19 protein-coding genes are annotated in these 25935 nt (G+C 72.3%); 16 read left to right on the top strand and 3 right to left on the bottom strand.

Annotated features, from left to right (window positions below; genetic code table 11):
- Positions 1-5 precede the first annotated feature (5 nt).
- Positions 6-1127 (top strand): nitronate monooxygenase, encoded by a 1122-nt coding sequence (locus tag QSK36_RS26115; protein WP_285784213.1) that lies wholly within the window; start codon positions 6-8, stop codon positions 1125-1127.
- Between the two features lie 218 nt (positions 1128-1345).
- Positions 1346-2530 (top strand): ROK family transcriptional regulator, encoded by a 1185-nt coding sequence (locus tag QSK36_RS26110; protein ID WP_183543372.1) that lies wholly within the window; start codon positions 1346-1348, stop codon positions 2528-2530.
- 19 nt (positions 2531-2549) lie between these two features.
- Here the strand turns inward: QSK36_RS26110 and QSK36_RS26105 are convergent, their stop codons facing one another.
- Positions 2550-3059, bottom strand: coding sequence for an MmyB family transcriptional regulator (locus QSK36_RS26105; protein ID WP_285784212.1), 510 nt, complete (start codon positions 3057-3059; stop codon positions 2550-2552).
- 42 nt (positions 3060-3101) lie between these two features.
- Between QSK36_RS26105 and QSK36_RS26100 the strand changes: the two genes are divergently transcribed.
- Both QSK36_RS26100 and QSK36_RS26095 read left to right on the top strand, forming a co-directional pair.
- A complete protein-coding gene (locus QSK36_RS26100) occupies positions 3102-4070 on the top strand; it encodes an SDR family NAD(P)-dependent oxidoreductase (RefSeq protein WP_285784211.1) in 969 nt (322 codons plus the stop codon).
- A gap of 147 nt (positions 4071-4217) precedes the next feature.
- Entirely contained in the window at positions 4218-6848 is a 2631-nt protein-coding gene (locus tag QSK36_RS26095) for a discoidin domain-containing protein (protein ID WP_285784210.1), read from the top strand.
- Between the two features lie 141 nt (positions 6849-6989).
- Here the strand turns inward: QSK36_RS26095 and QSK36_RS26090 are convergent, their stop codons facing one another.
- Positions 6990-7577, bottom strand: a complete 588-nt coding sequence (locus QSK36_RS26090) for a TetR/AcrR family transcriptional regulator (RefSeq protein WP_285784209.1) — start codon at positions 7575-7577, stop codon at positions 6990-6992.
- A 152-nt stretch (positions 7578-7729) separates the two neighbouring features.
- Between QSK36_RS26090 and QSK36_RS26085 the strand changes: the two genes are divergently transcribed.
- A complete protein-coding gene (locus QSK36_RS26085) occupies positions 7730-8821 on the top strand; it encodes a saccharopine dehydrogenase family protein (protein ID WP_285784208.1) in 1092 nt (363 codons plus the stop codon).
- A gap of 37 nt (positions 8822-8858) precedes the next feature.
- Here the strand turns inward: QSK36_RS26085 and QSK36_RS26080 are convergent, their stop codons facing one another.
- A complete protein-coding gene (locus QSK36_RS26080; protein ID WP_285784207.1) occupies positions 8859-10139 on the bottom strand; it encodes an ATP-grasp domain-containing protein in 1281 nt (426 codons plus the stop codon).
- Between the two features lie 353 nt (positions 10140-10492).
- On the opposite strand from QSK36_RS26080, the gene QSK36_RS26075 reads away from it, so the two are divergent.
- The 11 genes from QSK36_RS26075 (at position 10493) to QSK36_RS26025 (ending at position 25763) form a co-directional block, all read left to right on the top strand.
- Complete coding sequence (locus tag QSK36_RS26075; RefSeq protein WP_030509683.1) at positions 10493-10801, top strand: chorismate mutase family protein; 309 nt, start codon at positions 10493-10495, stop codon at positions 10799-10801.
- A 55-nt stretch (positions 10802-10856) separates the two neighbouring features.
- On the top strand, positions 10857-12932 hold the full coding sequence (gene pabB / locus QSK36_RS26070; protein ID WP_285784206.1) for an aminodeoxychorismate synthase component I: 2076 nt from the start codon (positions 10857-10859) through the stop codon (positions 12930-12932).
- A gap of 2 nt (positions 12933-12934) precedes the next feature.
- Complete coding sequence (locus tag QSK36_RS26065) at positions 12935-13975, top strand: prephenate dehydrogenase/arogenate dehydrogenase family protein (RefSeq protein WP_285784205.1); 1041 nt, start codon at positions 12935-12937, stop codon at positions 13973-13975.
- 5 nt (positions 13976-13980) lie between these two features.
- Complete coding sequence (locus QSK36_RS26060; protein ID WP_183543386.1) at positions 13981-15672, top strand: class I adenylate-forming enzyme family protein; 1692 nt, start codon at positions 13981-13983, stop codon at positions 15670-15672.
- Between the two features lie 180 nt (positions 15673-15852).
- Positions 15853-16935, top strand: a complete 1083-nt coding sequence (aroF, locus tag QSK36_RS26055; protein WP_183543388.1) for a 3-deoxy-7-phosphoheptulonate synthase — start codon at positions 15853-15855, stop codon at positions 16933-16935.
- Between the two features lie 43 nt (positions 16936-16978).
- The gene (locus tag QSK36_RS26050; protein WP_285784204.1) at positions 16979-19108 is read left to right on the top strand and encodes a molybdopterin oxidoreductase family protein; all 2130 of its coding nucleotides are present in this window, start codon (positions 16979-16981) and stop codon (positions 19106-19108) included.
- Positions 19105-20586 (top strand): FAD-dependent oxidoreductase, encoded by a 1482-nt coding sequence (locus QSK36_RS26045; protein WP_285784203.1) that lies wholly within the window; start codon positions 19105-19107, stop codon positions 20584-20586. The genes QSK36_RS26050 and QSK36_RS26045 overlap by 4 nt, the downstream gene beginning before the upstream one ends.
- A 35-nt stretch (positions 20587-20621) precedes the next feature.
- Entirely contained in the window at positions 20622-22115 is a 1494-nt protein-coding gene (locus QSK36_RS26040; protein WP_183543394.1) for an MFS transporter, read from the top strand.
- Between the two features lie 352 nt (positions 22116-22467).
- Entirely contained in the window at positions 22468-23694 is a 1227-nt protein-coding gene (locus QSK36_RS26035) for an ATP-grasp domain-containing protein (protein WP_183543396.1), read from the top strand.
- Positions 23691-24968, top strand: coding sequence for an MFS transporter (locus QSK36_RS26030; protein WP_285784202.1), 1278 nt, complete (start codon positions 23691-23693; stop codon positions 24966-24968). The genes QSK36_RS26035 and QSK36_RS26030 overlap by 4 nt, the downstream gene beginning before the upstream one ends.
- Positions 24969-24983: 15 nt before the next feature.
- Positions 24984-25763, top strand: a complete 780-nt coding sequence (locus QSK36_RS26025; protein ID WP_285784201.1) for a cupin domain-containing protein — start codon at positions 24984-24986, stop codon at positions 25761-25763.
- Positions 25764-25935: the final 172 nt, after the last annotated feature.

Genomic DNA, 25935 nt, shown 5'->3' with positions numbered 1-25935 from the left:
GTCCCGTGACCGGTCGCGTCCTTCCCTTCGGGCCGTCGAGCCCGATCATCCAGGCGCCCATGGCGGGCGGCGGATCCACCCCGGCTCTGGCGGCGGCGGTATCCGGGGCGGGGGGCCTCGGGTTCCTCGCGGCGGGCTACCGCACGGCGCGGGACGTCCGCCGGGAGATCGCGGCGGTGCGTGAGCGGACGGACCGGCCGTTCGGTGTGAGCGTCTTCGTCCCCGATTTCGAGGCCGCCCTGGATTTCGAGGTCGGCCTGGATTTCGAGGCCGTCCGGGATTTCGAGGTCGGCCGGGAGGAGCCGGGTGACGCCGCGGCGGTGGCCCGCTATCGCGACGAGCTCGCCCCCGAGGCCGAGCGGTACGGCGTGACGCTGCCGGAGGCCCTCGCATGGGACGACGACGAGTGGGACGCCAAGATCGACCTGCTGGTGGACGAACGGGTGCCGGTGGCCGGTTTCACCTTCGGCTGCCCGCCGCCCGAGGTGGCGGCCCGCCTCCACGACGCCGGGACCGTGATCATGATCATGGTGAACACCCCGTGGGAGGCGGTCGCGGCGGCCGAGGCCGGCGCCGACGCCGTGATCGTCCAGAGTCCCGGAGCGGGCGGGCACCAGGCGGCCTTCCTGCCCCCGCCACCCTCCTGGGAGGCTCCCGACGACCTGCCGGAGCTGGTGGCCCTCGTGCGGGAGGCGACCCGGGTGCCGCTCGTGGCCGCCGGGGGGATCATGGACGGCGCGGACGTGGCCGCCGTCCTCGCCGCGGGCGCGGTCGCCGCGCAACTCGGCACCGCGTTCCTGCGCACCCCGGAGAGCGGGGCGCATCCCGTGCACAAGGCCGCCCTCGCCGATCCCCGGTTCACCCGCACCGCGTTCACCCGGGCCTTCTCGGGACGTACGGCGCGCGGCCTGGCCAACCGGTTCATGGCGGAGCACGAGGCGTCGGCGCCCGCGTGCTACCCGCAGGTGCACCACCTGACGAAGGGACTGCGCCGGGCGGCGGCGGAGCACGGCGACCCCGAGGCGATGGCCCTGTGGTGCGGCCGGGGATACCGCCGCTGCCGCGACCTCCCCGCCGCCGCCCTCGTCGAGGCCCTCATGAAGGAGCTCGCGACCGCCCGCACCTGACCGCCACCCGCGCGCTGCTCGTGCTCAGCGGGGCACGACCTGCGCTCTGAGAAAATGCCGCGACGTCGTTGGTTCAAGGTCGGAAGAAGGGCGGGGACGACACGCTGGCTTAACGGGCGGGTAACCGGGAGCTGCGACCGTGTAGCGGCCGAAGAGGGCGGAGGTGCTTGTTTTCGCCTCTGAACTAAGATGACCGTGTCGCGACGGGGAGGGTGGTCATGGCGAGGCCTCAGCGCAGGACGGTACGGGACATCCGCAGAGGCAACCGGGCCGTGTTGCTGCGCACGCTCTACTTCTCCGGCCCGACCAGCCGCAACGACCTCACCGCGCGCACCGGCCTGAGCGCCGCCACGGTCAGCACGATGACCGCCGACCTGCTGGGCGAGAACATCGTCGTCGAGGCGGGCCAGGTGGAGTCCGACGGCGGCCGGCCCCGCGTGCTGCTGCGCGTCAACCCCGAGTACGGCTTCGCGGTGGGCGTCGACGTGGCGGAGACGCACGTCCGGGTCGGGTTGTTCGACCTGGAGATGACCGAACGGGCCAAGGTGGACTACATGCTGCGGCCGGCCCGCCACGACCCCGAACTGGTCGCCCGGCACATCCTCGCGGGGGTCGAGGTCGTGCTGTCGGACGCGGGCGTGTCCCCCGAGCAGGTGCTCGGCATCGGCGTGGGGGTTCCCGGCATCGTCGAACCGGGCGCCGACGGCGTCATCCACGCCAAGACCTTCGGCTGGGACGGCGTTCCGCTTGGAGCGCTCCTGCGCCGCGGGACCTCGCTCCCGCTGTTCGTGGACAACGGAGCCAAGACGATGGGCCAGGCCGAGCTGTGGTTCGGCTCGGGCCGGGGCGCCTCGGAAGCGGTCATCGTGCTGCTCGGCGTGGGAGTGGGCGCGACCATCGTGGCCGACGGCACCACGTTCCGCGGGGTCAGCAGCAGCGCCGGGGAGTGGGGCCACACGAAGATCGTGGCGAACGGGCGGCCCTGCCGCTGCGGCGGACGCGGCTGCCTGGAGGCGTACGTCGGGATCGAGGCCATCCTCGACCGGGCGGGCGTCACCTCGCGGGGCGACTGGGAGGAGGACCTCGCGGGCGTGCTGGCCTCGAAGTCCCCGGTGGTCGAGGAGACCGTCACCTACCTGGGCGTCGGTCTGGCCAACCTGGTCAACCTGATCAACCCCGAGAAGATCGTGATCGGCGGCTGGGTGGGGGTCCAGCTCGGCGAGAGCCTGCTGCCCGGCATCCGCCGCGCCACCGCGGCCAACTCGCTGGCCGAGCCGTACGCCGCGACGTCGATCGTCCTGGGCCGCCTCGGTCCCGACGCGGTCGCGCTGGGGGCCGCCACGCTCGTCCTGGAGGAGTTCCTGAACGCGCCGCAGGTGGCCAGGATCACCGCCGCCGGCTGACGCCGTCGGCCGCCTGCGGTCATCCGGGGGAGCCGGCCACGCCGGTGCCCAGTGTGAGCAGGTGGAGCCGGTCCTCGTAGCCCGGTTCCGGTTGGTAGAGGCTCAGTCGTACGGAGGAGTCGTCGAGGTGCCAGCTCTGGTGCGCCAGCACGAGGTCGCCGACGGCGGGATGGCGGAAGGTCTTGGCGCCGCTGCGCCGGGGGCGTACGTCGTGCCGGTCCCAGAGGAGACGGAAGTCCGCGCTCGCCGCCGCGAGTTCGTCGCGGATGGAGCACAGGTCCGGTGCGTCCGGGTCCGCGGCCGTCCGGTGGCGCAGGTTCGCGACGCTCGTCGCGGCGGCCTCGGACCAGTCGCCCAGGACCGAACGGGCGGCGGAGTGGGTGAAGACGTAGCGCAGGGTGTTGCGTCTGCGGGCAGGCCACGAACCGAGACCGGCTGGCAGCCGGTGCGCGCGGGAGCCTGGCCGCCGCATTGCCAGGTATCGAGCAGCCTGGAGCGGCTCGGCCGATGCGAGAAGGCTGAGCCGCATGACGGAAATCTCGAGGCCGGCAGGCCCGGTCCGCTGGAAGCTGTGGGGCGCGTGGCTGGCCCGGTGACGGGCGGGCGGGACCGGACCGCGCTTGAGGTCGTCACCGGCGTCGACCTGTCGTGCCGGGAGGCCGTCGTCACCGGTGGCAGCGGCGGGATCGGGTTCGAGACGGCGCGGGCACTGGCCGCCGCCGGGGCGCGAGTGGTCATCGCGGGCCGGAACCGGGAGCGCGGCGAGGCCGCGGCCATGGAGCTGACCGCTCTCGCGGGCGGCGGTCCCGTGGTCTTCCGCCACCTCGACCTGGCGTCCCTGGCCTCGGTCAGGGGCTGGGCCGACCGGCACAACGCGACCGGCAAACCGTGCCACATCCTCGTGGCCAACGCGGCGGTCATGGCACCGCCGCCGGCCCGCACGGAGGACGGCTTCGAGCTGCAGTTCGGCACGAACCACCTGGGCCACTTCGCGTTCGTGACCGGACTGGTGCCGAGCCTGCTGAGAGCGGACGGCGCCCGCGTGATCGTGCTGTCGTCGAGCGCCCACCGCCGTTCCGACGTGGATTTCGACGACCCGAACTACCTCGCCCGCCCGTACGACCGCTGGCAGGCGTACGGGCAGTCCAAGACGGCCAACGCGCTGTTCGCGGTGGCCTTCGACGCCCGCTACGCGGCATCGGGGGTCACCGCGAACGCGGTGATGCCGGGCGCGATCGCCACCGGCCTGCAGCGGCACATGTCCGCCGCCGAACGTTCCGCCCGCGGCTGGCCGAACGCCGGATGGAAGACGCCCGAGCAGGGGGCGGCCACCACCGTGTGGGCGGCGACGGCGCCCGAGCTGTCGGGTGTCGGAGGCAGGTACCTGGAGGACTGCTCCGTCGCCGGCCCGTGGCGCGGCGAGGGTCCGCCGCCGCGCGGCCACTACCTGCCCTACGCGATGGACGCCGGGCGCGCTGACCGTCTGTGGGCGCTTTCCGAACGGCTCACAGGGATTGGAGAGCGCTCTCCCGGAGATTAACACCCATCGAGGCGCAGGAGTCAATAGATATTTCTGATCGTGAACTAAGTCTTGACATAAGCGGAGCGGGGAGCGCACGCTCATGCCGCTGGACCTCTCTCATCCCCCGAACCCTCGCCCGAGGGGCTCCGCATCAAGGAGACGCGTATGCCTCCCTCCTCCCCGCCTCACCCCGCGCCCGGACGACTGCGCAGGCGGCGCAGACGATCCGGCCTGGTCGCCGCCGGGCTCGTCGCGCTGTCGACCTTCGCGGCCGTGACCGGCGTCGTCCCCGCCACCTACAGCGCCGCGGCGGCGGCCTGCGGCACGACCAACGTCGCGCAGGGCAGGCCGTCGTCGGCCTCCTCCACCGAGAACGCCGCGTCGCCGGCGTCGGCCGCCTTTGACGGTGACGCCGGCACCCGGTGGTCGAGCGCGTTCAGCGACCCGCAGTGGATCCAGGTGGATCTGGGCAGTTCCCAGCAGGTCTGCAAGGTGACTATGAACTGGGAGGCCGCCTACGCCAAGACGTTCAAGATCCAGGTGTCGCCGGACGGTTCGTCGTGGTCGGACGCGACCGCCACGGTGAACGGCGTGAGCGGGACGCAGTCGCTCGACGTGACGGCCACCGGCCGCTACGTCCGGATGTACGGGCTCACCCGCGCCACGGCGTACGGCTACTCGCTCTGGGAGTTCGCCGTCAACGTGGCCTCGGGCGGAGGGACCACCTGCGGCACCGCGAACGTCGCGCAGGGCAGGCCGTCGTCCGCCTCCTCCACCGAGAACGCCGCGTCCCCCGCGTCGGCCGCGTTCGACGGTGACGCCGGCACCCGGTGGTCGAGCGCGTTCAGCGACCCGCAGTGGATCCAGGTGGATCTCGGCAGTTCGCAGCAGGTCTGCAAGGTGATCCTGAACTGGGAGGCCGCCTACGCCAGGACGTTCAAGATCCAGGTGTCGCCGGACGGTTCGTCGTGGTCGGACGCGACCGCCACCGTGAACGGCGCGAGCGGGACGCAGTCGCTCGACGTGTCGGCGACCGGCCGCTACGTCCGGATGTACGGCCTGACCAGGGCCACGGCGTACGGCTACTCGCTCTGGGAGTTCGCCGTCAACACCACCGGCGGCGGTGACGGCGGCCCTGATCTCCCGGGCGGCGGAGACCTGGGGCCGAACGTGAGGGTCTTCGACCCGTCGATGTCGAGCGCGAGCATCCAGAGCACGCTCGACACCATCTTCACGCAGCAGGAGTCGAACCAGTTCGGCAGCCAGCGATACGCGCTGCTGTTCAAGCCGGGCAGCTACAGCGGCCTCAACGCCCAGATCGGCTTCTACACCTCGATCGCCGGCCTCGGCCAGTCGCCCGACAACGTGACGATCAACGGGGACATCACCGTCGACGCCGGGTGGTTCAACGGCAACGCCACCCAGAACTTCTGGCGGTCGGCGGAGAACCTGGCCGTCGTCCCGGTCAACGGCACCGACAGGTGGGCCGTGGCCCAGGCCGCGCCGTTCCGGCGGATCCACGTGCGCGGCGGGCTGAACCTCGCCCCCAACGGGTACGGCTGGGCCAGCGGCGGCTACATCGCCGACAGCAAGATCGACGGCACGGTCGGCCCGTACTCCCAGCAGCAGTGGTTCACCCGCGACAGCACCATCGGCGGCTGGACCAACGGCGTCTGGAACATGGTGTTCTCCGGCGTCGTCGGCGCTCCGGCGCAGAGCTTCCCGAACCCGCCGTACACGACGCTGACGACCAGCCCCGTAACCCGGGAGAAGCCGTACCTGTACGTGGACTCGGGCGGTGCCTACCGCGTCTTCGTCCCGTCGCTGCGGACGAACTCCAGCGGCGTGAGCTGGGCGAACGGCGCAACCCCCGGCACGTCGATCCCGCTGACGCAGTTCTACGTCGCCAAGCCGTCCGACAGCGCCGCCACGCTCAACCAGGCGCTGAGCCAGGGCCTCAACCTGCTGTTCACGCCGGGCGTCTACCACCTCAACCAGACGCTCAACGTCACCCGGGCGGACACGGTGGTCCTCGGGCTCGGCTACGCCACGCTGATCCCGGACAACGGGGTCGTCGCGATGAGCGTCGCGGACGTGGACGGTGTGAAGATCGCCGGTCTGCTGCTCGACGCCGGCACGGTCAACTCGCCGGTGCTGCTGCGGGTCGGCCCCGACGGCGCCGCGGCGAGCCACGCCGGCAACCCCACCTCGATCCAGGACGTGTTCTTCCGGATCGGCGGCGCGGGGCCCGGCTCGGCCACGACCAGCCTGGTGGTGAACAGCGACAACACGATCATCGACCACATCTGGGCGTGGCGGGCCGACCACGGCGCGGGCGTGGGCTGGAACACCAACCCCGCCGACACCGGCCTGATCGTCAACGGGAACAACGTCACGGCGTACGGCCTGTTCGTCGAGCACTACAAGAAGTACGAGGTGATCTGGAACGGCCAGGGCGGCAAGACGATCTTCTTCCAGAACGAGCTGCCCTACGACCCGCCCAACCAGGCGTCCTGGATGAACGGCTCGACCCGGGGCTACGCCGCCTACAAGGTGGCCGACGGCGTGACCAGCCACGAGGCCTGGGGCATGGGCAGCTACTGCAACTTCAGCACCGACCCCTCGATCGTGGCCGAGCGCGGCTTCGAGGCCCCCAACAGGTCGGGGGTGAAGTTCCACGACCTGCTCACGGTGTCGCTCGGCGGCGTGGGCACGATCGCCCACGTCATCAACGACACGGGCGGCGCGGCCCAGGGCACGGCCACCGTCCCGGTCAACGTGGTCAGCTACCCCTGACGACCGGCCACCCCTGACAGTCCGGGTGCGGCGGGAGACTCCCGCCGCACCCGCGTTTTCGTGCGTTGCCGTCATATAGCCGCATATATAAGCGCCGCAATCCGCTAGGACGGCGACACTTCGCCCATGCAAGGCCGGGCCTCAGACGGGGTGCCCGGTCTCGATGTCCGCGGCTACCGTCTCCCGGAGCGACGCGGCGGCTGTTCGAAGGCAGGACGCGAAGTCCGTGCGCTCGTTCGCGTCGATCCAGCGGTCGAAGGCGTCCTGGAGGACCATCGTGGCGATCTGCGCCACCAGCTTCGCCCTGCTGTGTTCCACGCCGCGCTGCTTGAGCGCTTCGCGGATCGCGGCGGTGACAGCGGCGGTCTTGGTGCGCTCGCGTTCCTGGAGCTCCGCACTGGCGTCGATGACGGAGCGGCGCTCCGCGGCGTGCCTGACCTGTTCGACGAGCCGGGCGCCGACACCGGCGAGGGCGTCGAGGGTCGTGGACAGGGGGGACGCGGCCTCGGCGGCGGCGAGGACGGCCTCGTTCACTGCGGGGGGCAGCCGCTCTGAGCCCGCGAACAGGACCTCACGCTTGTCGGGGAAATACCGGAAGTATGAGCGCCGGGTGATTCCGGCGCGCTCCGCGATCTGTGTCACGGTCACGTTGTCGTAGCCGTGCTCCGCGTAAAGCTCCAGCGCGGCCTTGATGAGACGCTCTTGCGTTCCGGGATCCCATCTCGCCATGGTCCGACGATATCAAGTGATGTCTCAGTGAGTCGTCAGTGCTAACCTCAGTGATGACACACTGAGACATCACGTCGCGCCGGCCTCCACGGATTGCCCCCGGGTCTACCCCGGGGCTCCACCTGGAGGGCCAGCGCGCGGGAAGGAGTCCCGTGACCCACGCAATGAGCGGCGCGCGGACCGGCGAGGTATGGATCCTGGGAGCCACGGGCCGTATCGGCGCCGCCGTCGCCGCACGCCTCGCCACACAAGGGGTCCCGCTCGTGCTGGTCGGACGCGACCGCGAACGTCTGGAAAAGGCCCAAGCGGATCTCGGCCCCGGCGATGACGTGAAGGTCGTCGTCGCCGGCACCACGGAACGCATCGCGGCCGAAATCGCGCGACGGCGGCCGGCCGTGGTGGTCAACGCCATCGGCGCGTATGCGGAAACCGCCCTGCTGATCGCCCGCGCCTGCATGCCGGGCGGGCACTACGTGGACCTGGCCGCCGACCTGACCGCTGTCTCCCGGCTGCTCGCCTTGCACCAGGAGGCGGCCACGGCGGGCAGCGTCCTCGTGACCGGCGCCGGGTTCGGCGTTCTGGCGACCGAGGCCGTCGTCGTCAAACTGTGCGAAGACCATCCCACACCCAGCCGCGTACGTGTCGACGCCCTGGGCTCGGTGGCCATGCCGGGCGGAGTGATGGGCGCTTACGCCGCCTCCATCGTCGACGTGCTGACCACCGGCGGGCGCCGCTACAGCGACGGCCGCCTGGTCAAGACCCGGCTCGGCGCGGACCCGCAGAAGCTCGCCCTCCCCGACGGGCAGACGGTGAAGTCCGCGGGCATGCCCTCGGGCGAGCTCCTCGCCGCGCAGCGGGCGAGCGGAGCGCCGAGCGTGACCGTCACCTCCGCCCTGGCCCCGGCCGCCCCAGCCGTCCGGGCGGTGCTCCCCCTCCTCGGGATCCTGCTGGCCATTCCGGCGCTGCGTCGTCTCGCCGTCCGACGGATGGCCCGCATCCCGGTCAAGGCCGCCCCCCGCCCCCGGCGACACTCCTGGGGACACGCCGTCGTCACGTGGCCCGACGGCACCAGTCGCGAAGGATGGTTGCGCGCCGACGACGGCATGGACTTCACCGCCGACGTCGCCGCCGAAGCCGCGGCGCGGCTCGCTCGCGGCGAAGGCGAGCCCGGCGCCCACACGCCGGCGGCTGCCTTCGGCCCCGGCCTCGCCACCGCCGCCGGGGGTGTCTTCATCCTAGGCTGAAGACACCCCCACTGGCCCGGCGATACTGAGATCATCGTCACATCCGGGCGCCGGCGGGCTCGAGCGTGTGGATCCGCACGGCGTGCCGTACGCGCATTTCGAGTTCGTCCAGCTCGGCCGGGGTGGGCGCGTCGATGAGGAACGTCACGGCGCGGTCGTCCGAGCTGTGCAGCGGCCCGAGCTCGGCGCCCCGATCCTTGAGCACGAGCACGGCGCGCAGGGTGGGCGGGTCGTCCGGGGCGCCGGGCGCGATCTCGGGCCACAGGCCGCCCTCGCCGACCCAGGCCGGTGAGATCCCCGGCCAGTCCACCGTCACGTCGCCGAGCAGTCCGGGCTCGTGCTCCAGGTAGACCTGCCGGGCGTACCGGCGCGGCGCGGGGTAGGCCGCGGGCTCCCCGAGGGCGATGCGGATGATCTCCGGCTCCATCGGGGCGCCGGTCGCGAGCGAGTAGAGGATCGACAGGCCGTCGCCGGGGGTGCGCGCGGCCACCTCCATCAGGTAGGCCCGGCCGGTGTCGTCCACGCGCCATTCGGCGTGCGCGATGCCGCATCCGAAGGCCAGCCGTTCGAGCATGCGCCGGTTGGCGTCGAGGATGATCTCGTTCACGCCGTCGAGCTCGTTCGGGACCGAGTGGGACAGCTCGACGAAGGTGCGGGTGCCCGACTCGGTCGTCTCCTTGCGGGTCACCGAGGCGAAGACGACCTGGCCGTCCTGCACCAGGCTCTCCACGGAGAACTCCTGGCCCGCCACCTTCTCCTCCACCAGCACCGTCTCGTGCGGCAGGTACGCGTCGAGCTGGGCGCGCAGCTCGGCCGGATCGCGCACGGTCTCCACGCCCGAGCTGGAGTGCCGGCTCGCGGGCTTGACCACGGCGGGGAACGACACGTCGGCGGCGGTGAACGTCGCGCGCGCGGCCGGGGGGACGACCACCGAGGCCGGGCTGAACTCCGGCAGATACCACCGCTGGAGGTATTTGCTGCGGCAGGCGCGGGTGGCCCGCAGGCCGGGGGAGGGCAGCCCCAGGGCGTCGGCGAGCAGGCCGGTCGGCTCGACCAGCGTCTCGCCGACCGCGTAGACGCCGGCGATGTCGTAGCGGTCCCGCCACGCCCGTACGCCGGAGATCACGCCGGCGGTGAACGAGTTGTCCGTGTTGACGTCGCCGTCGGTGAAGGCGATCTCCTCGATGACCGAGGCGGGGTGCGCGGGATCGCGCATCTGGGCCAGGGCCTGCTCCCGCCAGGAGGCCGGCGTGACCACGAGGATCCGCAGCCCCCGGCGGGACAGTTCGCGCAGATAAAGAGGGGCCCGGCAGATCACCAGGAATGATCCGGTAAGTACGAATGCTCGAGGTTTCACTTTCGTCACCGCCGTTTCTCGCACGTGCTCACAGGCACTTCGCACGAACGGAGATTAGTTCCGCCATTTTCGGACGGTCAACCATATTTCCCGATCATTCGGGATGAGCCGTTACCCGATAGGGGTGGATCGGGGTCGCCGGCCGCCCTTCGTCCGCGCGGCCTCGGGGGTGCCGAGAAGTCCGAGGTCATCCCGGATTGTCCGGCTGTGCTGTGGGGCCGTTAGGGGTTGTGAGAAATGTGCGCCGGATCGAATCCTGAATTAGCCCGACAGGGCCGGAACACCCGTGCACCCCCGATTGGAGGGCTGTTCACATGGCTGGCAACGGCGCCGGAGAAGACGGTCTGGAGACGCTGCGGGCCTCGCTCGACCGTATCGACGAGTCGCTGCTCGACACACTGCGCAGGCGCATCGAGTGCTGCGTGGAAATCGCGCATTTCAAGCGTGAGCACAACGTCCCGATGATGCAGCCCCACCGCATCGGCATCGTGCAGCGGCGGGCCGCCCGATACGCGCAGGACCACGGAATCGACCCCGACTTCCTGCGCCGCCTCTACGAACTCGTCATCGCGGAGACCTGCAGGGTCGAGGACCTGGTGATCGGCGATGTCGCCGCTCGGTGAACGCGGCGCCGGCGGCTCACCCGGTTATTCCGACACGGCTTGGAGGAACCCCGGAATGAGAACGATCCTGATCGACAATTACGACTCGTTCACCTACAACCTCTACCAGCTCCTGGGTGAGGTGAACGGGCAGCCGCCGGTCGTGGTGCGCAACGACGCCGACTGGTCCCAGGTGCCGATCCACGAGTTCGACAGCGTCGTGATCTCCCCTGGTCCTGGCCGGCCCGAGCGGGCCCGCGACTTCGGCGTGAGTGCGCGGGCCATCCGCGAGAGCGGGCTGCCCGTGCTCGGCGTCTGCCTCGGCCACCAGGGCATCTGCCACCTTTTCGGCGGGACCGTCACCCACGCGCCGCAGCCGATGCACGGCCGCGTCTCGCAGGTGCGCCACACCGGCGCCGACATCTTCGCCGGCCTGCCCTCGCCGTTCTCGGTCGTGCGCTACCACTCGCTGGCCGCCACCGACCTGCCGGACGAGCTGGAGGCCGTGGCCTGGACCGACGACGGCGTCGTCATGGGGGTCCGGCACCGCACCGAGCCCATCTGGGGCGTCCAGTTCCACCCCGAGTCGATCAGCAGCGAGCACGGCCGCGAGCTGCTGGCCAACTTCCGCGACCTCGCGCTGGCCCACCGCCAGGCCAGGGAGGAGCGCGCCGCCGCCGCCCGCTCGCCCTACCGGGTGCACGTGCGCAGGCTGCCGCTGCTGCCGGACGCGGAGACCGCCTACCGGGAGCTGTTCGCGGGCAAGGAGCACGGCTTCTGGCTCGACAGCAGCTCGGTGATCGAGGGCCTGTCGCGGTTCTCGTTCATGGGCGACGGCTCCGGCCCGCTCGCCGAGTACGTCACCTACCGGGTGGCGGAGGGAACGGTCACCGTAGGCCGGGCCGACGGGTCGCGGCAGCGCATCGAGCAGCCGTTCTTCGAGTACCTGGACGAGCAGCTGCGTGAGCGTGCCGTGCCGACGCCCGAGGGCCTGCCGTTCGACTTCAACCTCGGGTACGTCGGCTACCTGGGCTACGAGCTCAAGGCCGAGGCGGGCGGCCAGGCCGCGCACCAGGCCGAGGAGCCCGACGCGGCGCTGCTGTTCGCCGACCGGATGCTCGTGCTCGACGACGTGGAGGGCGTCTGCTACCTGCTCGCGCTGACCACAAGCGCGGACGGGGACACGGACGGCGGCACGCTCGCCTGGCTGGACGAGGCCGCGGCGCGGCTGTTCTCCCTGCCCAGGCACGAGCCGGCCGAGCCGGTCGCGTTCGCGGGGGTCGGCATGACCGACCCGGCGATCGCCGGCGCGGTGGAGATGCGGCACGACAAGCAGGGCTACCTCAGCCGGATCGGCGAGTGCCTGGAGGAGATCTACCACGGCGAGTCCTACGAGATCTGCCTCACCAACGCCGTCACCGTCCGCGCCGAGATCGACCCGCTGCGGACCTACAGCCACCTGCGGACGATCAGCCCGGTGCCGTACGGCGCGCTGCTCGACTTCCCCGACGTCGCGGTGCTCAGCGCCTCGCCCGAGCGGTTCATGACGATCGGCCCCGACCGGGTCGCCGAGTCCAAGCCGATCAAGGGCACCCGGCCGCGCGGCGCGACCCCGGAGGAGGACGAGGCGCTCCGCCACGACCTGCTCAGCAGGGAGAAGGACCGCGCCGAGAACCTCATGATCGTCGACTTGATCCGCAACGACCTGAACACGGTCTGCGAGGTCGGGTCGGTGCACGTGCCCCGGCTCTTCCACGTCGAGACGTACGCTCCGGTGCACCAGCTCGTCTCCACGATCCGCGGCACGCTGCGCCCGGAGGAGTCGGTGGTGAGCTGTGTGCGGGCCGCCTTCCCCGGCGGGTCGATGACGGGCGCTCCCAAGATCCGCACGATGGAGATCATCGACCGCCTGGAGGAGGGCCCGCGCGGCGCCTACTCCGGCGCGCTCGGCTGGTTCTCCCTGGGCGGGGCCACCGACCTCAGCATCATCATCCGCACCCTGGTCGCCACCGGGGACCGGGTCAGCTTCGGCGTCGGCGGCGCGATCGTGGCCCTGTCGGACCCCGAGGAGGAGTTCGAGGAGACCGTCGTCAAGTCCCGCGCCATGATCACCGCGGTGCTGGCCACCGCGGCCCAGACCGTGGGGGCCTGACGATGACCCGCGGGGACCACACGACGGACCTGCTGCGGCGCTGCGTCGTCGTCGGCGGCGCGGGCGCCGTGGGCGGCCTGTTCGCCGAGCACCTGCTGCGGTCCGGCGCCGAGGTGCTCGTCGTCGACCCCGGCGCCGGGGAGGCACTGCCCGGCGGGCCGGCCGAGAAGACAGGGTCCGGCGGGCCGGCCGAGAGGACAGGGTCCGGCGAGGCGAGGTTCCTGCGCGGCGACATCACGGACATCGGGCCCGATCTCCGCGAGGAGATCGGGCGGGCCGACCTCGTTCTGCTCGCGGTGCCCGAGCAGGTGGCGCTGGCGGCGGTGAAGCAGGTGGCCGCGGCGATGCGGCCGGGCGCGCTGCTCGCCGACACGCTCTCGGTCAAGGGCCCGATCGCCGACGAGATCCTGGCGCACGCCGGGGACGTCGAGGCGGCCGGTCTCAACCCGATGTTCGCCCCGTCGCTCGGCTTCGCGGGACGGCCGGTCGCCGCCGTCGTGATCCACGACGGTCCCCGCACGAGGGCGCTGCTGCGGCTGGTCGAAAGCTGGGGCGGCCGTGCCGTACGGCTCGGCGCGCACGAGCACGACCGGCTGGCCGCGGCGACCCAGGCGCTCACCCACGCGGCGGTGCTGTCGTTCGGGCTCGCCCTGGCCCGCCTCGGCGTCGGCGTCGCCGAACTGGCCGCGGTCGCCCCGCCGCCGCACGCCACGATGCTCGCACTGCTGGCCCGGATCGCCTCGGGCACCCCGGAGGTCTACTGGGACGTCCAGTCGGCCAACCCGCAGGCCGCCGCCGCCCGCGAGGCGCTGGCAGAAGGCGTACGCACACTCGCCGGCCTCCTCGACGGCCGGGCGGCCGGGGAGGCGGAGTTCGCGGCGGCCCTGGGCGGGCTGCGCGACCTCCTCGGCCCCGACCTCGGCTTCTACCGCGACACCTGCGCCGAGATGTTCGGCGCACTGCCCTCCTACGAGCACCCCCTGGCCCCGTACGAGCCCAGCCCCACCACGAGCACTTCACCTCCCGTCACGACTGAAAGGTGAGATCGATGACCATCTCCATCTCCCACGAGACCGTCCTCACGCCGGAGCAGCGCGCCAGGTTCGCCGCGGACCCGGACCTCGGCGGCGGCAACCTGCTGACGAAGGCCATCGAGGCCAACCCGCACCCGGAGCTGCCGTTCATCCACCTCGGCCGGCCGCTCACCAACACCAAGGGTGAGCAGCAGACCGAGTTCAGCCTGCTCGATCTGGACGAGCTGGCCCAGAGCTGGTCGGTGTGGTACCTGCGCCAGGGTGTGCGGCCCCGCGACCGCGTGGCCATCTACCTGGAGGACTCCTTCGCCTACTCCCTGCACTTCTACGCGCTGTCCCAGATCGGCGCGGTGGCGGTGCTGGTCAACAGCAAGGCGTCGCGCTACATCGCCACCGAGCTGTGCCGCCAGACCAACCCGGTCGGCATGTACACCGACCTCGCCCACCTGGAGATCCTCGGCGAGGAGTTCCACCTGCTGCCCGGCCTGCGGTGGACGCAGGTGGCCGAGGAGCTGCCCGCGCCCCCGCCGGCCGTGCTGCCGCAGGAGGCCCGCTTCCGCCACGTCGGTGAGGACCCGGTCTCGATCCTGCACTCCTCCGGCACCACCGGGCGGCCCAAGCCTGTCATCCAGACCCACCGCTCGTGCGTGGCCGGGCCGCGCTTCCGCCTCGTGGACCACCACGAGCAGCCGGGCGCCGTGATGATGACCGCGCTGCCGCAGTCGCACCTCGGCTGCATCGCCTACACGACGTACGCCGTGCTGGGCGGCACGCCCATCGTGCCCTGGTACGACACCAGCGGCCCCGAGCTGGCCGAGGCCGTCGAGAAGTACCGCCCGACGACCGTCATGGCCTTCGGCCACGCGTACGCCGAGCTGGCGGGCGCGGACCTGCCGGCCGGGGCGATCGACTCCGTCAACGTCTGGATCTCCATCGGCGACGCGGTCCACGAGAAGCACATCAAGGGAATTCTGGCCAAGCGCGACCCGTCGCTGCCGCCGGCCGCGTTCTTCGACCGCCTCGGCACCACCGAGCTGGGCTGGGGCGTGCTGCTGAAGGTCCGCACGCTGGCCGACGAGCGCAACGACCGGTGCGTGGGCAAGCCGGTCGGCGTCGCCGAGGTCGCCGTGCTGCGCAGGGACGGCACGATCGCCGACGTCAACGAGGTCGGGCTGCTCGGCGCGAAGGGCCCGGCGATCACCGCCGGATACTGGAGCGACTCCGACACCACCTACCGCAGCAAGCTGTCGGGCTACTGGCTGACCGGGGACATGGCCTACCGCGACGAGGCGGGCAACTACTTCCAGGTCGACCGGGCGGTGGACGCGATCGAGACCCCGAGCGGCACCGGCTACTCGGTCTTCATGGAGGAGCTGCTGCTCAACGACCTGCCCGAGGTCCTCGACTGCGCCGTGGTGGCGGGCATCCACCGCGGCCGCACGGTCCCGGTGGCGGTCGTGACGTCCAGCGCCGCCAGGCCGGACGCGCAGAGGCTGCTCAACGAGGCCAACGAGAAGCTGAAGGCCGCCGGTCACCCCGAGCTGACCATGCTGGAGGTCGCGCGCAACGAGGAGGACTTCCCGGTCGGTGTCACCGGCAAGGTCCTCAAGCGCCGGCTGCGGGAGAAGTACAGCTCGCTGTCCACCTACATCCGCGAGAACGGCGGCAAGTCGCTCGGCACGATCCTCACCGACGTCTTCGTCTGATCCCGCCCCGCCGACGCCCCCCGATTCCCGCGATCCGCACGCGGATCAACGGCGATCCGCACCCGATCCGCGCCGCCGGGCCGGAGGTTCCCCCCCAGGCCCGGCCCGGCGGCGCACACGCAGACGACACTGCCGCCCCGACGCCACGAAGACCCGACCACACGGATGTGGAGAATTCCCATGACTGACGCCGAGCTGTTGCTGGTGTTCGACTCGACGATCGACCCGTCCGGCATCGAAGGGTGGGCCCAGCACTTCGACTCCACCGGCACCACGGTCACGACGTACCGGCTGGGCGGGGCGGACGTGATGGTGGCCCAGGGGCCCGGCACCCTGCTGCCCCTCCCGGCCGACCTGCCCCGGCCCCGGCAGACGGCACGGGCGAGCGGCGGCTTCCGGCTCGGCCGGCGCGAGCTGTTCCCCTCGGGCACGGCCGTGACCATCGGCTCCGCCGTGGTCGGGGACGGGGACATCGCCGTCTTCGCCGGACCCTGCGCGGTCGAGAACCCCGGGCAGATGATGTCCACGGCCAGGGCCGTCGCCCGGCACGGCGCGGTCGGCCTGCGCGGCGGCGCGTTCAAGCCGCGCACCACGCCGTACTCCTTCCAGGGCCTCAAGTGGGCGGGCCTGGACCTGCTGGTGCAGGCCAGGGAGGAGACCGGCCTGCCGATCCTCACCGAGGTGGTCGACCCCCGGCACGTCGACCGGATGGCCGAGGTGGTCGACGGCTTCCAGATCGGCACCCGCAACATGCAGAACTTCGAGCTGCTGACCGAGGTGGGCCGCAGCGGCATGCCGGCCGTGCTCAAGCGCGGCTTCGGCTGCACGGTCGACGAGCTGCTCACCGCCGCCGAGTACATCCTCGCCGAGGGCAACGACCAGCTCGTGCTGTGCGAGCGGGGGATCAGGACGTTCGAGGGGGCCACCCGCTTCACGCTCGACCTGTCGGCGGTGGCGCTGCTCAAGCGGCGCACCCACCTGCCGGTGATGGTCGACCCCAGCCACTCCCTCGGCATCCCCGAGCTCATCGAGCCGCTCACGCTGGCCGCCGTGGCGGCGGGCGCGGACGCCCTGCTGATCGACGTGCACGTCCAGCCCGAGCAGGCGCTGTGCGACGGCAAGCAGGCGCTGCTCCCCGAGGACTTCGCCCGGCTGATGAGCCGGCTGGAGATGCTCTCGCTCGGCGTCGGCCGCCGGCTGGCCCCGGCCCCGGCCGCCGACTACTCCGAGATCCACGACGCCCTCACCCCCGACGTCGTCTAGCCCGGCCCGGCTGCGTACGAGTGCCGGTCGAGGAGGTGGAGCGATGCGCGCGGCGACGAGCACGCGCCCGGCGGACGCCGCTGTCGGTGCCGACGGCACCGCCGTCGACACTCACTGCCCGTACTGCGCCTTGCAGTGCGGCATGACCCTCAGCCCGGCGGGCCGCGCCTCGGTGCGGGTGCGGCCCCGCGACCCGTCCGCGGGCGGACTGTGCCAGAAGGGCTGGACCGCCGCGGCCCTGCTCGGCTCGCCGGCCCGGCTCACCACGCCGCTCGTCCGGGACGGCGGGACCCTGCGCCCGGCGAGCTGGGACGAGGCCCTCGGCCTGGTCGCCCGCAGGATCAAGGAGATCGCCGCGGAGCGCGGGCCGGACGCCGTCGCGGTCTTCGGCGGCGGCGGGCTCACCAACGAGAAGGCGTATCTGCTCGGCAAGTTCGCCCGGGTGGCGCTCGGCACCTCCCAGGTGGACTACAACGGCAGGTTCTGCATGTCGTCCGCGGCGGCCGCGGCGCACCGCGCCTTCGGCCTCGACCGGGGGCTGCCGTTCCCCCTGGCCGACCTGGAGGGCGCGGACGCGGTGCTGCTCGCCGGGGCCAACCCGGCCGAGACGATGCCGCCGTTCCTGTCCCACCTGCGCCGCGCCATGGACGCCGGGGGGCTGATCGTGGTCGATCCCCGGCGCACCCCCACGGCCGAGCGTGCCGCGCTGCACCTCGCGCCGGCCCCGGGCACCGACCTCGCGCTGGCGCTCGGCATCCTCCACGCCGCCGTGGCCGACGGCCGTCTCGACCAGGCGTACGTCGCCGGCCGGACGACGGGCTTCGAGGAGGCATGGCGGGTGGCCGCCGCCTGGTGGCCCGAGCGGGTGGAGCGGGTGACCGGCGTCGCCGCCGCCGACCAGCGCAGGGCCGCCGCGATCCTGGCCGAGGCCGCGAGCGCCTATGTGCTGACCGCCCGGGGGGCGGAGCAGCACGCCACCGGCGTGGACACGGTCGGGGCCTGGATCAACCTGGCGCTCGCGCTGGGCCTGCCCGGCCGCCTGGGCTCGGGCTGGGGCTGCCTGACCGGCCAGGGCAACGGGCAGGGCGGGCGCGAGCACGGGCAGAAGGCCGACCAGCTGCCCGGCTACCGGCGGATCGACGACCCCGCGGCCCGCGCGCACGTGGCACGGGTGTGGGGGGTCGAGCCGTCCGCGTTGCCCGGCCCGGGACGGTCGGCGTTCGAACTGCTCGACGCGCTCGGCACTCCGGACGGCCCGTCCGCGCTGCTGGTCTTCGGCAGCAACCCGGTCGTGTCGGCGCCGCATTCGGCCCGGGTGGCCGACCGGCTGGCCGCGCTCGACCTTCTCGTGGTCGCCGACATCGTGCTGTCGGAGACCGCCAGGGCCGCCGACGTGGTGCTGCCGATCACCCAGTGGGCCGAGGAGGACGGCACGCTGACCAACCTCGAAGGACGTGTGCTGCTGCGCCGCCGCGCGCTGGCCCCGCCGCCCGGGGTGCGCACCGACCTGGAGGTCCTGCACGACCTGGCCGTACGGCTCGGGCAGCCGCCCGAGCGCTTCCCCACCGACCCCGAGACGGTCTTGACCGAGCTGCGGGCCGCGTCGGAGGGCGGTCCCGCCGACTACTCGGGCGTGACCTGGGACCGGCTGCGCGCCGGGGAACGACTCCACTGGCCGGTGCCGCGAACACCGGGGCATCAGGGGACGCCGCGGCTGTTCCTGGACCGGTTCGCCCATCCCGACGGGCGGGCCAGGTTCGCCGCCGTGGACCACAAAGGGCCGGCCGAGCCGCCGGACGAGGAGTTCCCCCTGTACGCGATCACCGGGCGGGTGCTCCAGCACTACCAGTCGGGCGCGCAGACCCGCCGAGTGGAGGAACTGCGCGCGGCCGTGCCCGAGGCGTACGTCGAGGTGCACCCGGACACCGCCCACCGGGCCGGGCTGCGCGACGGCGCGGCGGCGGCGGTCGTCGGCAGGCGCGGACGGGTCCTCGCGACGGTGCGCTGCGTGCCGTCGATGCGGCCCGACGTGGTCTTCCTGCCGTTCCACTTCCCGGGCGCCCAGCGCGCCAACCTCGTGACGAATCCGGCGCTCGATCCCGTCAGCCGGATGCCCGAATTCAAGGTCTGCGCCGTACGGCTGTCGCCGGCGGGGGAACGGGAGGCGCAGTGAAAACCAGGGTCGTGATCGCCGGCTACGGCATGGCCGGCGCCCGGCTGGCGGAGGAGATCCGCCGCCGGGACCCGGCGGGAGAGCGCGTCGCGATCGTCGCGATCGGGGACGAGCCGCACCCGCCGTACAACCGGGTCCTGCTGTCCAACGTGCTTGCGGGCGCGATGTCCGCCGAGTCGGTGCGGCTGCAGGAGGAGGGCTGGGCCGTCGCGCACGGCGTGGAGGTGCGGCGGGGCCGCGAGGTCGTCTCGATCGACCGCGACGGGCGCCGCGTCACGCTCGACGACGGCACGCTGGTCGACTACGACGTGCTCGTGCTGGCCACCGGCGCCCGCGCGTGGGTGCCGCCCGTCGAGGGGCTGATCGGCGACGACGGCGAGCTCGCCCCCGGCGTGACGACGTTCCGCACGCTGGACGACTGCGCCGCGATCGCGGCAGGAGCGCGCGGCGGCGTGCGGGTGGCCGTGCTCGGCGGCGGCCTGCTCGGGCTGGAGGCGGCCAGGGGCCTGGCGGCGCGCGGCAACGAGGTCACCGTCGTCCATCCGAGAGGCCACCTGATGGAGCGCCAGCTCGACGACGGCGCGGGCCAGGTGCTCGCCCAGGTCCTGCGCGGCCTCGGCGTGCGGGTGCTGCTGAACTCGCGGGCGGCCCGCTACCTGCCCGGCGACGGGCTGAAGCTGGACGACGGCCGGCTGGTCGAGGCCGACCTCGTCGTCGTGGCGGCGGGGGTGCGTCCGCAGACCGCACAGGCGTGGGCGGCCGGGCTCGACGTCGAAGGCGGCGTGCTGGTGGACGACGACCTGCGCACGAGCGACCCGTGGATCCACGCGATCGGCGACTGCGCCCGGCATCCCGGCACGGTCCCCGGACTGGTGCAGCCCGCCTGGGAGCAGGCCGCCGCGCTGGCCGCGCTGCTCACCGGCACGCGGTCGCCCTACCGCGGCACAAAGGTGGTGACCCGGCTCAAGGCGAGCGGGGTGGACCTGGCCGCGCTCGGCGACGTGCACGCCGCGCCGGACGACCCGCGCGCCGAGGTGCTGTGGCTGAGCGAGCCGGCCCGGGGCCGCTACGCCAAGCTCGTCGTCCGCGACGAGCGGGTCGCGGGAGCCATCGCGCTCGGCGTGCCCGACGCCGCCGCCGCGATCACCCAGTTCTACGACCGCGGCCTGCCCGTGCCTCCCGACCGGCTCGCGCTGCTGCTCGGCCGGGCCATGCCGTACGGCGAGGGCGCGGCCCCCGGCGGCGGGAACGCGGCGGGGCTGCCGGGAGCGAGCGTGGTGTGCCGCTGCAACGCGGTCAGCAAGGACAAGCTGGTCGCCGCGTGGCGGTCCGGAGCCCGCGACCTGACCGCCCTCGCCTCGGCGACCCGGGCGACCACGGGCTGCGGCACCTGCACCGACACGGTGTGCGGCATCGCCCGCTGGCTCGCCCAATCGGAGAAGGCCGAAGCCGCGGGGACCGCGCATGCCCAGTCCTGAGACCCCGACCCGACCACGCTGACGAGGAGTTGCCCATGAGCGGAACGAGGGCGGCCGCCCGGCGCGGCCGCGGATGGATCGAGCACTGGAACCCGGAGGACGAGGAGTTCTGGGAGACCACAGGCCGCCGGGTGGCCCGGCGCAACCTGATCCTTTCGGTCTTCACCGAGCACCTGGGCTTCGCGATCTGGGTGCTGTGGTCGGTGGTGGTGCTGAGCCTGCCCGCCGCCGGGCTGCCGATGAGCGTGTCGGAGTCGTTCTGGCTCGTCTCCGCGCCCAACCTGGTGGGCGCGGCGATCCGGATCCCGTACACGTTCGCGGTGCCGCGCTTCGGCGGCCGCGTGTGGACGACGATGTCGGCGGCGCTGCTGCTGGTCCCGTCGTCGCTGCTGGCGTTCGTCGTGCCGAGCGGCTGGCTGGCCGCACAGGACCACGACACGAGGTTCTGGGTCCTGCTCGCCTGCGCCGCCGTGGCCGGCGTCGGCGGCGGCAACTTCTCCTCCTCCATGGCCAACATCTCGTTCTTCTATCCCGAGCGGCGCAAGGGCTTCGCGCTCGGCCTCAACGCGGCCGGCGGCAACCTCGGCGTCGCGGTCGTCCAGCTCCTGGTGCCGCTGGTGGTCGTCGCCGGCGTGCCCGTGGCGGCGTCGGGCACGCGGGTCCACCTCGCGTACGCCGGCCTGGTCTGGATGCCCTTCATCGTGGTGGCCGGGCTCGGCGCCTGGCTGTTCATGGACAGCTTGGCCGAGGCCAAGGCCGACCCCCGGTCGTACGCGGCGGCGCTGCGGCACGGGCAGACCTGGATCGTGTCGCTGCTCTACGTCGGCACGTTCGGCTCGTTCATCGGGTTCTCCTTCGCGCTGCCGCTGGTGACCAGGACGACGTTCCCCGAGTTCCTCGCCCAGCATCCGTTCGTGCGCGACTACCTCGCCGGGCTCGGCTTCGTGGGGGCGCTGGCCGGGTCGGTCGCCCGGCCGCTCGGAGGCAGGCTGTCCGACCGGTACGGCGGGGCCCGGGTCACGCTGGCCGTCTTCGCCGGGATGGTCGTGGCGACCGTCGCGGCGGCGGCCGGGGTGATCCGCCACGACTTCGGCCTGTTCTTCTGCGCCTACCTGGTCGTCTTCGCCTGCTCCGGCGTGGGCAACGGCTCGACGTACCGGATGATTCCGGTGATCTTCGGCGAGCTGGGACGCAGGGAGGCGGCCAAACGCGGCCTCGACCCGGCGCTGACCGCGACGGACTACAAGCGCAGGGCCGCGGCCGTGATCGGCATCGCCGGGGCGATCGGCGCGTTCGGCGGGTTCCTGATCCAGCAGGTGTTCCGCCTGGCGAGCCTCGACGCGGCGAGCGCGATGAAGGGCGTGACCGGCGCCGCCGCGGCCCGCGTCGCCCAGGAGCACGCGGGGTGGTCGCTGCCCGCCCTGTGGATCTTCATCGGTTCCTACGTGCTGCTCGCCGGGCTCACCTGGTGGACCTATCTGCGGCGCGGGCCGAGCCGTGCGCCGAGCTTCGCCTACGCCCGAGTGTGAATTTTCGTAGCACTCCGGCGTAACCAAAGTTGTAGGCCGACTGCCCCTTCCGTCATCCGGCCTGGTCATTAGGGTGCGCGGCCGTTGTGGCGGCCATATGCGCGTGCCAGCGTGCTGGTCAGAGGGCCCGTGAAACGGCTCGTACGGGACTTGGAGGGATTTCGATGGCACGTCGCATCCGCGTGAGCAAGCCGACCAGGAAGCCCCAGTCGAACTCGCCCGACCTCCGCACGCCGTCCGGCCGCGAGCTGCCCTACTGACCGGCCCACTTCACAGAACCCACTCAAAGCACCCACTCAAAGCACCCACTTACACACACAGCCGCTTCCAGCAGCAAGAGGGGAGGATCCCGGTGAGCAATCTCGTCATGGTCATGCCCTACCGGGCGTTCGTCATCAAGGCCCGAGAGGAGGGGCACCGGATCTGCGCGGTCTGGGATCCCACCCTGCAGACGCCGGACTACCTGGCCGGCATCGCCGACCTGGCCGACGCCCTCGTGCTCACCGACTTCGCCGACCCCGTCGCGTTCGACCGGACCGTACGGCAGGCCGTGCGCGACTTCGGCGCCGACCTCGTCTACCACATCGGGGCCGAGGAGAGCATGCTCGCGACCTACCGCATCGCGGAGGACCTCGGCAAGGCGGTCAACCCCGCACGCTCGATCGAACTGCTCAACGACAAGCTCCAGCTGCGGCGGCTGCTCGCCGAGCACGATCTCTCGCCCGTGCGGTTCGCCCACGCGGCGCGCTGGCAGGACGTGCCCGCCCTGCTCGGCGGCTTCGAGCTGCCCGTGGTCGTCAAGCCGACCGAGCTGGCCGGCAGCCGGGGTGTGTACCTGCTGCGCGAGCCCGGCCAGGTCGCCGAATGGGGCGCGCTGCTCGACTCGTACGGCTACGGCGGCCCGGTCCTCGTGGAGGAGTACCTGCGCGGCCCCGAATACAGCGTGGAGTCGCTCAGCGACCACGGCCGCCACCAGGTGGTCGGCGTGACCCGCAAGGTGCTCGGACCGCCGCCGCTGTTCGTCGAGGCCGGGCACGTGCACCCCGCGCAGGCCGGGCCCGACACGGCGGCGATGGCCGAGCTGACGGTCGAGATGCTGCGGCTGACCGGCTACCAGACCGGCCCGGCCCACACCGAGATCATCTGGACCGCCGCCGGTCCCCGGATCGTCGAGTCGCAGGCGCGGCTCGGTGGCGACCAGATCCCGCGCCTGGTGCAGCTCGCAACCGGGCTCGACATCGAGCGGGCCGTCTTCCGGGTCCTCGACGGCAGGGCGCCGGGCACGGTGGAGCGCCGGGCGGTCGCCCACATCTCGTACTTCAGCCTCACCCCCGGCGAGGTCCGCGCCGTCTCCGGTGTGGAGGAGGCCAGGGCTCTCGACTTCGTGGACATGCTGGAGTTCCCGTTCCGGCCGGGCGACCGGATCCCGGAGACGGTGGACTGGCGCACCCGGCACGGCTTCGTCGTCGTGACCGGGGAGACCGAGGAGCAGGCCGTCGCGCGGGCGCGGCACGTCCACTCGCTCGTACGAGCCGAGGTGGGCGAGCCCGTCGCGGCCGGGGCGGGCGTGGCGTCATGAACCTGGCCGCCCTCCATCCAAATCTGCGCGTCCGCATCGCGGTCGGCTTCCTGCAGCGCCTGCTCGACTCGATGGTCATGTCGTTCATGGCCATCTACCTCGCCTTCGAGTACGGCGTGGCGGTCGCGGGCGTGCTGGTCGTGACCGTCATGGTGCTCGGCGTCGTGGGCACGCTGGCGGGCGGGCACATGTCCGACGCGCGCGGGCGGCGGCGCACGCTGCTGCTCGGCGAGACCGGCGTCTGCCTGACGTTCGCGCTCATGGCGGTCGCCGACTCGTCCGCCTGGCACAGCCCGGCGATCGTCTACTGCGGCTACCTCGTCAACAAGTTCGCCGCGAGCTTCGCGATGCCGGCGAACGACGCGATGATCCTCGACGTCACGACCCCCGAGAGCCGCAAGCTCGTCTACACGATCAACTACTGGTCGATCAACCTCGCGCTGGCCTTCGGCGCGCTGCTCGGCGGCTTCCTCTACAACGGCCACTTCACGCTGCTGCTGACCCTGGCCGCCGCGGGCACGGTCGCGATCGCCGCGGCCACGTACTTCCTCATCGCGGAGACCAAGCCGGAGGAGGCCGAGCAGGCGGAGACCGGTGCGGCGGCCGAGCCGCGCGGGTCGATCCTGCGGGACTTCGCCAACGGCTACCGGCTGGTGCTCCAGGACCGCGCCTTCGGCCGGCTGCTGGTGGCCGCCACGCTGTTCATGTCCATCGAGCTGCAGCTGATCAACTACATCGGCGTCCGGCTGGCCAGGGACCTGCCGGCGCAGGACCTGCTGTCGATCGGCTCGTGGTCGGTCCGCGTGGACGGCGTGGAGATGCTCGGCATCCTCCGCGCGGAGAACACCGTGCTGGTCGTGGCGCTCGCGCTCGTCGCCCACGTGGTGCTGCGCCGGGTGCCCGACCGGGTCCGGATGTACGCCGGGGCGGGGCTGTTCACCGCCGGATACATGGTGCTGGCCATCAGCGACACCGGCTGGCTCCTGCTCGTGGCCGCGCTGGTGCTCACCGTGGGCGAGCTGATGGACGTGCCGGTGCGGCAGGCCCTGCTCGCCGACATGGTCCCGGCCGCGTCCCGCACCCGCTACATGGCCGTCTACAACCTCAACATCCGGGTGGCCCTGGTCGTCGCGTCGCTGTGCATCACGATCGGCTCGGTCCTTCCGCCGTGGGGCATGGCCGCGCTGTACGGCGTCTTCGGCCTTGTGATCATCTGGCAGTACCACGCGATCCTCACCCCCTCCGCCGCCCGCGCCGAACTCGCGCGGGCGTGATCAGGGAGAGACCCGATGAACCTGACCACGCAAGAGATCGGCACCAGGCAAGAGACCGGCGCGGTGCTGCGGGGCGCGGAGCTGGAGTATCGGCGGCACGGCGACTGCTGGGTGAGCCCGGTGGCCGGCCCGCACATCGGTGCGCGGCACTCCGCCGTCGACGCCGTCCGCATCCCCGCGGGCCGCCAGTGGTCGCCGCCCGGCGCGGCGGCGGCCGAGCAGATCGCGGTCGTGCTGGCCGGCGCGGGCGTCGGCACCGTCGGCTACGAGATCAGCCGGATGCGCGCCGCCTCGGCGCTGTACTCGCCCATGGGCAGTACGTACTCCCTGTCGGCCGGCGACCGGGAGATGACCGTCTACATCTGGAGCGCCGTGCCGTCCAAGGGCGGCACGGCCCGCACCACCCGGCCCGGCACCGGCCCGGCCCGGTTCCGCTCGCTGTGGAACGGCGAGACCTGGCTGACCCCGCCCGCCGCGAACGTCCTGTTCCGGCCGGAGGCCGGCTGCGCGGGGCTCTGCCTACGCTGCGGGATCATGCTGCCGGGGGAGACGCTCGGCGTCCGCCCACGCGAGGAGAGCGAGGCGGTGTACTTCGTCTTCGAGGGCGAGGGACAGTTCTACCTGCACGACCGGTGGGTGGACCTGGGGCCGGGCGACGGCGTCTTCGCGCCGCCGGGCGTCCGGCACGGCGCCCGCAACCCCCACGCGGGCCACCTGGCAAGCCGCTTCGTCCTGTTCGGCGGTTCCGTGGCCGAAATGCCGTCATATCTGGCCGATGGTTTGCCAGATTTGTAGCGCGTACGGCCGCAGCGGTAGGGAAAAATAGGGGTGGAAAATCCGCCTCGTGCAATCTGAGTGGTATCGGGTGCATCCTCGCGTTTCTCGTACCTCCATTACTTCCAGCGGTGTCCACGTGAATGACAAAGCGATATCGAAACCGTTCAGACGGTCACGGCCACGCGGGTCG

The sequence above is a fragment of the Microbispora sp. NBRC 16548 genome (assembly GCF_030268985.1).
Lineage (GTDB): Bacteria > Actinomycetota > Actinomycetes > Streptosporangiales > Streptosporangiaceae > Microbispora > Microbispora catharanthi.
Note: the sequence above shows the minus strand (reverse complement) of the source record. Positions and strands in the feature narration are given on the sequence as shown.

What these genes read in the sequence shown, in the direction of transcription:
- QSK36_RS26110 (WP_183543372.1), top strand. Translation starts at nt 1,346, where the DNA reads ATGGCGAGGCCTCAGCGCAGGACGGTACGGGACATCCGCAGAGGCAAC.
- QSK36_RS26105 (WP_285784212.1), bottom strand. Translation starts at nt 3,059, where the DNA reads ATGCGGCTCAGCCTTCTCGCATCGGCCGAGCCGCTCCAGGCTGCTCGA.
- QSK36_RS26095 (WP_285784210.1), top strand. Translation starts at nt 4,218, where the DNA reads ATGCCTCCCTCCTCCCCGCCTCACCCCGCGCCCGGACGACTGCGCAGG.
- QSK36_RS26090 (WP_285784209.1), bottom strand. Translation starts at nt 7,577, where the DNA reads ATGGCGAGATGGGATCCCGGAACGCAAGAGCGTCTCATCAAGGCCGCG.
- QSK36_RS26075 (WP_030509683.1), top strand. Translation starts at nt 10,493, where the DNA reads ATGGCTGGCAACGGCGCCGGAGAAGACGGTCTGGAGACGCTGCGGGCC.
- pabB (WP_285784206.1), top strand. Translation starts at nt 10,857, where the DNA reads ATGAGAACGATCCTGATCGACAATTACGACTCGTTCACCTACAACCTC.
- QSK36_RS26065 (WP_285784205.1), top strand. Translation starts at nt 12,935, where the DNA reads ATGACCCGCGGGGACCACACGACGGACCTGCTGCGGCGCTGCGTCGTC.
- QSK36_RS26060 (WP_183543386.1), top strand. Translation starts at nt 13,981, where the DNA reads ATGACCATCTCCATCTCCCACGAGACCGTCCTCACGCCGGAGCAGCGC.
- aroF (WP_183543388.1), top strand. Translation starts at nt 15,853, where the DNA reads ATGACTGACGCCGAGCTGTTGCTGGTGTTCGACTCGACGATCGACCCG.
- QSK36_RS26050 (WP_285784204.1), top strand. Translation starts at nt 16,979, where the DNA reads ATGCGCGCGGCGACGAGCACGCGCCCGGCGGACGCCGCTGTCGGTGCC.
- QSK36_RS26040 (WP_183543394.1), top strand. Translation starts at nt 20,622, where the DNA reads ATGAGCGGAACGAGGGCGGCCGCCCGGCGCGGCCGCGGATGGATCGAG.
- QSK36_RS26030 (WP_285784202.1), top strand. Translation starts at nt 23,691, where the DNA reads ATGAACCTGGCCGCCCTCCATCCAAATCTGCGCGTCCGCATCGCGGTC.
- QSK36_RS26025 (WP_285784201.1), top strand. Translation starts at nt 24,984, where the DNA reads ATGAACCTGACCACGCAAGAGATCGGCACCAGGCAAGAGACCGGCGCG.